At 59.0% G+C, this 8,607-nt stretch carries 6 protein-coding genes and 1 pseudogene; 1 reads left to right on the top strand and 6 read right to left on the bottom strand.

Annotated elements, in window-relative coordinates; translation table 11 throughout:
- Positions 1 to 311: 311 nt before the first annotated feature.
- The 6 genes and pseudogenes from PVW27_RS21010 to PVW27_RS20985 all read right to left on the bottom strand — a co-directional run bounded on the left by PVW27_RS21010 (position 312) and on the right by PVW27_RS20985 (position 7,344).
- Positions 312 to 1,811: pseudogene (locus tag PVW27_RS21010) on the bottom strand (carboxypeptidase M32).
- The gene (locus tag PVW27_RS21005) at positions 1,808 to 2,836 is read right to left on the bottom strand and encodes an ABC transporter ATP-binding protein (protein WP_274561080.1); all 1,029 of its coding nucleotides are present in this window, start codon (positions 2,834 to 2,836) and stop codon (positions 1,808 to 1,810) included. Before PVW27_RS21005 ends, PVW27_RS21010 begins: the two are co-directional and overlap by 4 nt.
- Positions 2,833 to 3,801 carry an ABC transporter ATP-binding protein gene (locus PVW27_RS21000; RefSeq protein WP_274561078.1) on the bottom strand — a complete coding sequence of 323 codons (969 nt, stop codon included), beginning with the start codon at positions 3,799 to 3,801 and terminating at the stop codon, positions 2,833 to 2,835. Before PVW27_RS21000 ends, PVW27_RS21005 begins: the two co-directional genes overlap by 4 nt.
- Positions 3,798 to 4,736, bottom strand: a complete 939-nt coding sequence (locus PVW27_RS20995) for an ABC transporter permease (protein WP_274561077.1) — start codon at positions 4,734 to 4,736, stop codon at positions 3,798 to 3,800. The genes PVW27_RS21000 and PVW27_RS20995 overlap by 4 nt, the downstream gene beginning before the upstream one ends.
- Entirely contained in the window at positions 4,736 to 5,710 is a 975-nt protein-coding gene (locus PVW27_RS20990) for an ABC transporter permease (RefSeq protein WP_274561075.1), read from the bottom strand. The genes PVW27_RS20995 and PVW27_RS20990 overlap by 1 nt, the downstream gene beginning before the upstream one ends.
- Before the next feature lie 98 nt (positions 5,711 to 5,808).
- The gene (locus PVW27_RS20985; protein ID WP_274561074.1) at positions 5,809 to 7,344 is read right to left on the bottom strand and encodes an ABC transporter substrate-binding protein; all 1,536 of its coding nucleotides are present in this window, start codon (positions 7,342 to 7,344) and stop codon (positions 5,809 to 5,811) included.
- A gap of 262 nt (positions 7,345 to 7,606) precedes the next feature.
- On the opposite strand from PVW27_RS20985, the gene PVW27_RS20980 reads away from it, so the two are divergent.
- Positions 7,607 to 8,607, top strand: a 1,001-nt coding sequence (locus tag PVW27_RS20980) for a GntR family transcriptional regulator (protein WP_274561072.1), incomplete at its 3' end; no start/stop codon positions are given.

Below are 8,607 nucleotides of genomic sequence, written 5' to 3'. Positions count from 1 at the left end.
ATGCCGGGCTGTGGTTCCGGCGTGGTCGTCTTGCCATGGTCTTCTCCTCGCTCGCAGCATCATGCTGCCATTGCGCGGAAAATCCACTTATCCTGGCTGTTCAGATTTCCGCAGCCACCTCTGTCTTTTGACGACGGGACAGCGTGCTCAACCGGTCGATCTCGCGAAGCATATGGCGGGAAGGAATATGACGCTCCAGATCGAAGTCATAAAACAACTGTGCCGGTGCCGTTTGGGTAAACCTTCAGAACACTGCGGCTCTCAATTCATTTCCTTAACAACAGCCAAATCTTGCTCTACTTTGTTGATTTTCAGTTTCCGAACTTCTTTCGAAGATACGTCAAATAAGCGCTTGCGTCAGAGCCATCTACGTCAAATAACTCTACTATCTCCCGTCGATTTCGGGATCTGCCGTAGCGCCATACCGCGTTTCTTAGCTCTTCACGCAGCGTTTCGGTTTCGCCTCGCTCCAGATCAACGCTTATGTCAGGCCGGGTCCGGTCAAGATGCGCCATGATCTGCGCCGCTGTGACATTGCCGATCGTGTAGGTTGGAAAAGAGCCGATGTAGCCGCTGGACCAATGCACGTCCTGCAAACAACCTAATGCGTCGTCCGGCACATCCACGGACAGATCCTCGCGCATGGCATCGTTCCAGACGCCGGGTATGTCTGCCACTGCGAGGCTACCATCCAAAAGTGCCATTTCAATTCTCACCCGCAACATGATGTGGAGATCGTAAGTCAACTCATCCGCCTGTACACGGATCGGACCCGGCTCTACCCGGTTCACAGAAGCGATCCATTCCTCAAGCGTCACATCGGACAACTGTTCTGGGAAAAAGTCACAGAGTGTTCCAAAATGCCGTTCCCAAAAGGCTGGCGTGCGGCCGACATGGTTCTCTAAAAGACGAGACTGGCTCTCATGCATACCGAAGCTGGTTCCGCCCACGGCATAGAGCCCAATCATGTCCGTCGCGTGGGCGCTGCGCGTTAGGTCAGGGTCAACGCCCATTTCATAAAGGGCATGGCCCGTTTCATGGATTGTGCCGAAAATCGACATCGGCAGATAGTGTGGCTCCTACCGCGAGGTGATGCGGACGTCTTGACGGGTAAAGCTAATCTCGAACGGATGCACGGCCGTGTCCAGACGCCCGCGTGCGCGATCATAGCCCAAACTCTCTGCGATCGCCGCACAGAACCGCTGTTGCGCCTCGGGTGGATAATGGCGGTAAAGAAAATCGGTGCGCGGGGCAGGACGGCCACGGGCCGCATCAAGGATCGGCTTTATTCCGGAGCTCAATGTGTCAAAGAGAGTGGTGATCGACGCTGCGGTTTCACCGGGCTCGAAGACCTTGACCATCGCATCATAGGGATGCGCGTCATAACCTGTTGCCTCGGCAGTTTCGCGGGCAAGGTGTACGACCTCTTCCAGCCATGGCTTAAACATCAAGAAATCGCGTTTGGCGCGTGCTTCAGCCCATGCGGCACCTGCCAATGCAGATTGTTCGGCCTGACGGCGCAGCAGAGAGGCGGGGATACGCGAGTGATGCTCTTTCGCCTCCAGAACGGCTTTGGCCGCACGCCGTGTCGTTGCGCAAGGATCGTCCAGCAGCGCCTCCGCTGAGCCTGCAAGAGCAGGATCAAGGATCATCTGACGCGCAATGCCCTTCAACGTAGCCAACTGATGACCGCGTGTCGCGGCGCCCTCTGGCGGCATCATCACCCGTGCATCCCATTGCAATGTATTCGCCGCGCAAAGCACATCATTCAACCGACCTATCCGGTCTGCAAAGTCTTTATGGTGAGTCATGCTGCGACCTTTCCGTCGGTCTGCTCTGTGCCGCCGTCGAACAGGTGACAGGCAACGGAATGGCCGGCTTCGGGGTCGATCAGACGGGGCGGCTCGATCCGGCAACGCGGCCCGGCATGCGGGCAACGAGGATGAAACGGACAGCCAGGGGGCGGGTTGAACGGCGAGGGAATTTCCCCCTCAATCGGATGAAACGATGCCCGCCCCGTCCCGAGGGTCGGCACCGAAGCCAGCAAGGCGACAGCATAGGGATGCATCGGTCTGGCATAAAGATCGGCGGCAGAGGCAAGTTCGACCACCCGCCCCAGATACATGATCGCGACTCTGTCGCAAACATGGCGCACCACGGACAGGTCATGGCTGATGAACAGGGCCGTCAGACCCAGTTCATGACGCAGATCCATGAAGAGGTTCAGCACCTGCGCTTGAATGGACACGTCGAGCGACGCAACGGCCTCGTCAAGCACCAGAAGATCGGGTTCCATCGCCAAGGCGCGGGCAATTGCGATGCGCTGCCTCTGGCCGCCGGAGAACTGGTGGGGAAACCTGTCGCCATAGGATTCCTCCAGCCCCACTTTCCGTAATAGCTCGGCCATCTTGTCACGCAACGCCTGGCCCTGCACCAGACCGTGCTGGCGCGGACCCTCAATGATCGTCTCGCTGACCTTCATACGCGGGTTGAGGCTGGCGAACGGGTCCTGATGGATCATTTGCACCTGCGTCGTGAGTTTTTCCACCCGCCCATCGCCACCGCTCGCCACGGGTTTTCCGTTAAGCAGAACGCGCCCCTCCGAGGGGCCATAGATGCCAGAAACGACGCGGCCCAAAGTAGATTTGCCACAACCGGATTCCCCCACGATGCCCAGCACTTCGCCACGCATCACCGACAGATTGACATCGGTGACGGCATGCACCGTCTGACGGGTGGTGCGCCCGGCCATACGGTCAAGCGCGCGGATGATCAGACCGGAGGATTGCGTGAAGCGCTTCGAAACGTTTTCGATTTTCAGCAGGGGATCACTCATGTTGTCTCCAACGGGTGATGGCACAGAACGAAGCGGTCATCGGAGCGATGCGCGGGCGGTTCGGTGCGGCAGATGTCAGTGGCAATGGGGCAACGTGGATGGAAAGGGCAGCCTTCGGGCAGGTTGCCCAGTTGCGGCGTCGATCCGGGTATCTGTGGCAGTTTGCGGCCTGGTTCGTGCAGACTTGGCACCGACTGGATCAATCCGCGCGTGTAGGGATGGCGCGGACAGCTGATCACCGTTTCCGCCGGGCCGCTTTCCACAATGCGTCCCGCATACATCACGGAGATATCGTCCGCCAGCGACGAGACAACAGCAAGGTCATGGCTGATCCAGACGATGGCGGTGCCCGTCTCATCGGCCAGACGCCGCACCTCGGCCAGGATCTGGCCCTGAATAGATACGTCGAGAGCTGTTGTCGGCTCGTCGGCGATGATCACAGGCGGGCGGTGCAAAAGTGCAGTTGCAATCGCCACCCGCTGGCGCATCCCGCCTGACAACTGGTGCGGATAAGCGTTCAACCGTTCCGCAGGAGCAGGGATGCCCACGATGGTCAATGCAGCGCGCGCACGATCAAGTGCGGCCCGCTTTGACATAGGCTCATGCACCCGAACAGCCATCGCCATCTGATCGCCCACCCGCAGCACCGGGTTCAGGGTCATCATAGGGTCCTGAAACACCATGGATACCTTGCGCCCGCGCATCCGGCGCATACCCTCATCGGACAGGCCGCGCAGATCAGTGCCATCCAGCAGAACCTCTCCCGCAGTCACGCGGCCGGGCTCCTCGATGAGGCCAAGGATAGAAAACCCTGTCACGGATTTGCCTGATCCACTTTCTCCGACCAGCCCCATAATGCGGCCCGGAGCGACTGAAAAGCTCACATCGCGCACAGCGGTGACATGACCCTTGCGGGTCTCGAAGCGGGTGGTCAGACCCCGCACATCCAGAACAGGCGCGGTCATCGGCTGTGCCTCGGATCAAGAACCGTGCGGACCTGATCGCCCACGAGGTTGATTGCAACAACGGTCACCATAAGGAAAAGTCCAGGATAGATCGACAACCAGTAACGGTCGGAATGGATATACTTGAACCCGTTCGAGATGAGCGAGCCCAGCGAAGGTTCGGTCAACGGCAGGCCGACGCCGAGAAAAGATAGCGTCGCTTCCAGCGCGATCGCACTGGCCACCTGCACGGTCGCCACAACTATCAGTGGCGGCATGACATTGGGTAGAAGATGGCGGAACAGCACGCGATAGGCGGGCAGCGGGGTAGAGCGGGCGGCCTCGATGTAGTCCTTGCCGCGTTCAACCGTGGCTGCCCCGTGGGTGGTGCGCGCGAAATAGGCGTATTGCGCCACGACCAGTGCGGCGATGATTTGCGGCACGCCTTGGCCAAGTACCGCGACCAACACCAGCGCAAGCAGGATGGCTGGCATCGACAGTTGCAGATCCACAATCCGCATCAGCAGCGCCTCGAGGCGGCCTCCGAAATAAGCAGCACTCAGCCCCACGGTGATGCCCACGGCAAGTGCCAGAGCGCCTGCGGACAGGCCGATGATAAAGCTGGTCCGCAGCCCGTAGAAAATGGCCGAAAGCATATCACGGCCGACATTGTCAGTGCCGAGGATATGGACATAACCGCTTGAGCCTTCGGTTCCGGGACGCAGAAACGCATCCAGCCAGTCCAGTTCAGCCATGTTGTAAGGGTCCTGCGGCGAGACAAGAGCCGCTCCGAAGGACACGAACAGCAGGATCAAGATCACCATCAGCGAAATCACCGCGACAGGCGAGCGGCGGTAATCTGACCAGAAATTGCCCAGACGCTGCATACGGGTTTCAACTGGCGCGGCTGTCTGGGGCACCGAGGCAGAGCCTTGGGTAGTCATGGTCTCGATCATCACGCACCTCCTTTGAGCCGTACGCGCGGATCAATGCGCGCATAGATCAGATCGACTGCAAGGTTGATCATCACGAACAGGATCACGACCATGATCAGGTAGGAAACCATTACTGGACGGTCGAGTGTCAGGATTGAGTCGATGATCAACTTGCCCACACCGGGCCAGTTGAACACGCTTTCGGTCACCACGGCGAAGGCAAGGGTCGAGCCGAGTTCCAGACCGAACACCGTTACAATCGGGATCGAGATGTTTCGCAGGATGTGGCTGAGTACGATCTGCCGGTCGGGCAATCCCTGTGCGCGGGCGAATTTGACGTAATCTGTCTGCATCGCCTCGACCATGCCCGCACGAGTCAGGCGGATCATCAGGCCCATCTTGAAAAGCGATAGGTTGACCGCGGGCAGGATGATGTGGCTCCAGCCGTTGGCGGTGGCCAATGATGTGTTGATCCCCAAGAAATTTCCTTCCTCTCCGCGTCCGCCCGAAGGAAGCCAGCCGAGGTTCACGGCAAATCCCATGATCAGCAACATCCCGATCCAGAACGTCGGAACAGAAAAACCCAGCACCGACAACGCCATGATCGCCTTGGCTCCAAGGCTGTCAGGGCGGTAGCCCGCCCAGATGCCCGCAGGAATACCTATGACAGCGGCGATAGTAATTGAGACGAGGACCAGCTCCAGCGTTGCGGGCAGGCGCGAAAACACCAGATTGGTGACGGGTATATTATAGACCATCGAGGTGCCCAAATCTCCGGCGGCGACATTCGAGACGAAGGTGAAGTACTGTCGCCACAGCGGTTGATCGAACCCGTACTGGATGATCAGCCGTTCGCGGATTTCCTGGGTCGCACCGGGGTCGATCATCACGTCAATTGGGTTACCAATCGCATAGACCCCGACAAAGACGATCACCGACATGGCAAAGACCACGACAATGGCCTGTGCGAAGCGGGTGATGAGATAGCCAAACATGGGGGCAGCCTCGCGAAGTCAGATGTTTTGCGGGAAATGGCCCGCCCGATGAGGGGCGGGCCGCAGATTTTGGCGGTGACATGTCACCGTCGACAGGATCACTTGGCTGGCGTGATCGCGTAGGCGCGGGTTTCCTGATCGGTGCGCGGCGTAAACTCCAGCATGCCAGCTTTGGAGGCCCAGACCGATTGCAAGATCACTGTCGGGATCAGCGCGCGGTCTTCCATCGCGATGACCGAGGCCTCCTCGTAGAGTGCGCGACGCGCATCCTCGTCCAGCGTTTGCGTGCCTTCGCCGAAGACACGGTCGAACTCGGGGTTGGAATAGCCCGTCCGGTTGAAGTTGCCAAAGCCCTTCTCGGCATCCTTGGTATGAACCAGCGCGCCGTAGGTATAGGCGGCCTCGCCTGTCAATGTGCCCCAAGCCGACATCGTCATCGTGTATTCCTCGCGCGCCGCCGCGGGAAAGAAGACCGTGCCGTTGAGCGCCTGCGCGTTAACCGTCAGACCAAGGCGCGACCACATCTGGCCCAGTGCTTCGCAGACAACAGCATCACCCGGCACGCGGTTGTTTGTGCAGGTGAAGTCGATTTCGAACCCGTCGGGATAACCTGCTTCGGCCAGCAGTTCTTTGGCCTGTTCGATATCGTACGGGCGCTCCTCCAGCTTGTCGCTGTAGCCGAAAAAGCCAGATGGCATCAGCTGGGTCGCCGGTGTGGCCAGGCCTTCCAGAACCACATTCACAAGCACATCGCGGTTGATGGCCAGATCGAGCGCCTTGCGGACCCGGAGATCCTGCAACGGATTCCCCTCGACCTCGACGCCATTGACACGGATCGGCTGAGGCTCCTCGTCCTTCACAGACGGGGCGATGTTTAGGATATAGACTGAATCCGAAATGAAGGTTTCCAGATCGGCGTTATTCTGAATCGCGGCGTAATCTGACGCGGGGACATAATTGATCATATCCACCTGACCCGACCGCAAAGCCGCGACACGGGCGGCATCATCGGGAATCTCCTTGCGGATAACGCGCTCCCACGCGGGCGCACCGCCCCAGTAATCATCGTTGCGCTCAAGCACCATGTCGCCTTTTGGCTCCCATGACACAAAGCGGTAGGGGCCGGTGCCGATGGCCTTCTCACCTGAATTGAATTCTTCATTGCCCGCTTCCATACCGGTCTCGGATGGCACAACGAACATACGCGTGAAGTCGTTGGGCAGGGCGGGAGCTATGCCTTTGGTGTGGACACGAAGTGTATAGTCATCGACCACTTCGACCGATTCCACGTATTTTGTGTAGAGCGTCATCGGCATCGGACCGGTCACTGCGGGAATACGGTCGATGGAGAATTTCGCATCCTCTGCGGTGAAATCAGTGCCGTCGTGGAATTTTACGCCTTCGCGCAGCTTGAACTCCCACGTCGTCTCATCGACGGCTTCCCAGCTTTCGGCCAATCCGGGCTTGAGCTGGAGATTGTCATCCACATCCACAAGCGTATCAAAAACATGGCGCAGTGCCTCGGCCTGACTGCCAAGTGTAGACCAATGCGGATCGATCGAATCCGGGCCGGCGCGCAAGCCCAAAGTCAGATCCTGCGCCATTGCGGAAGGGGCAATTGCAAGCAGCGCCATGGTGGCTACCGCTGATTTGAGTGTCTTTATTGACATAGCTTCAGGCTCCCTGTGTTACATTATGCAGTAACACTAAGGCGGAAAAATTTGGAGCGTCAAGAAATTTATGAAAACATTCTTCTTGCCTTGCGTTGCAATCTGCTGAAATTGCATACTTGGAAGAATATTTGTTTTGGTGCACTATAACACTATGACTGGAAAACGGGCATATTTTGAGCAAGCGGTCGAGCAAATCGCTGGCGCTATCGACCGCGGATCATCCGTGTCGGTGTCCGTGCAGTTGCGGGGCGCGCTGGAATTCGGGATCGCGTCGGGCGACCTGCCGGAGGGGTTGCGCCTTCCCTCGGTGCGCGCGCTGGCGGAGAGGCTCAGCCTCTCGCCTGTTACCGTGAGCAATGTTTATGCGAGCTTGCAGAAAGCGGGTCATATCGAAGGTCGTATCGGGCAGGGCACCTTTGTCTCCGGTAGCGCGACGCGGGCCAGCGCAGCCAATCTGCAAGCGCTTGAGAATCGCATCGCCGAGCTGATTGAGATGGGCCGTTCCTGCGGCTTGTCGCGGGCGGAGTTGGCTCTGAGGGTGTCGATGACGCCGGCGCGTGCACGACGGCACATGCGGCTTCTGATGGTGGGCAATTTCCACGATGCGACAGCCTTTTACGCCGCCGAGATCCGCAATCACCTGCGCGATGGCGACAGTATCGAGGCCGCGACGCTTGAGTCGCTAACGGCTGAGACCATCAATGAGGTGGATCTGATTGTGGCCCCCAAGACATTACTGCCAACTTTGCGCGACATGCGCCCTGGCAAGCCGGTGGTCGGCCTGACGCTAATCCCGAACGAGGCAACCCGCGTGGCGCTGGCCTCTATTGCCTCGGATGCGAAAGTGGTGGGCTATTCCTACTTTCCCGGCTTCGTGGCGATCATGAAAAGCGGCATCCTGCGCTTCGCCCCGCATGTTGGCGATCTGTCCATGGTCGTGCGCGACGAGCCTGGTGCAGAGGCCGCAATCGCGCGGGCCGAGGTGCTAATCTACGCGACAGGCGCCGAGTATCTGCGCGACAGGCTCACTTCGTCACAACAGGCTTTCGAGTACCGCCACACCCCCGAGATGCAGGCCGTGCGGACGGAGCTTTTGCCCGCTTGTCAACGGCGGAGACAAAACCGGCCACGTGGCGGCGCAAAAGTAGGCCAGTGGCGGGGCACTAAGCGCCATGGCGCGTGCGCTCCCCAAATAGTTGGCATGTGCCATGGCGCATTGGCCCG

The sequence above is a fragment of the Seohaeicola sp. 4SK31 genome (assembly GCF_028802875.1).
In the GTDB taxonomy this organism is placed as follows: Bacteria; Pseudomonadota; Alphaproteobacteria; order Rhodobacterales; family Rhodobacteraceae; genus Seohaeicola.
This window is presented reverse-complemented; position numbering and strand designations above follow the sequence as displayed.

What these genes read in the sequence shown, in the direction of transcription:
- PVW27_RS21005 (WP_274561080.1), bottom strand. Translation starts at nt 2,836, where the DNA reads ATGAGTGATCCCCTGCTGAAAATCGAAAACGTTTCGAAGCGCTTCACG.
- PVW27_RS21000 (WP_274561078.1), bottom strand. Translation starts at nt 3,801, where the DNA reads ATGACCGCGCCTGTTCTGGATGTGCGGGGTCTGACCACCCGCTTCGAG.
- PVW27_RS20995 (WP_274561077.1), bottom strand. Translation starts at nt 4,736, where the DNA reads ATGATCGAGACCATGACTACCCAAGGCTCTGCCTCGGTGCCCCAGACA.
- PVW27_RS20990 (WP_274561075.1), bottom strand. Translation starts at nt 5,710, where the DNA reads ATGTTTGGCTATCTCATCACCCGCTTCGCACAGGCCATTGTCGTGGTC.
- PVW27_RS20985 (WP_274561074.1), bottom strand. Translation starts at nt 7,344, where the DNA reads ATGGCGCTGCTTGCAATTGCCCCTTCCGCAATGGCGCAGGATCTGACT.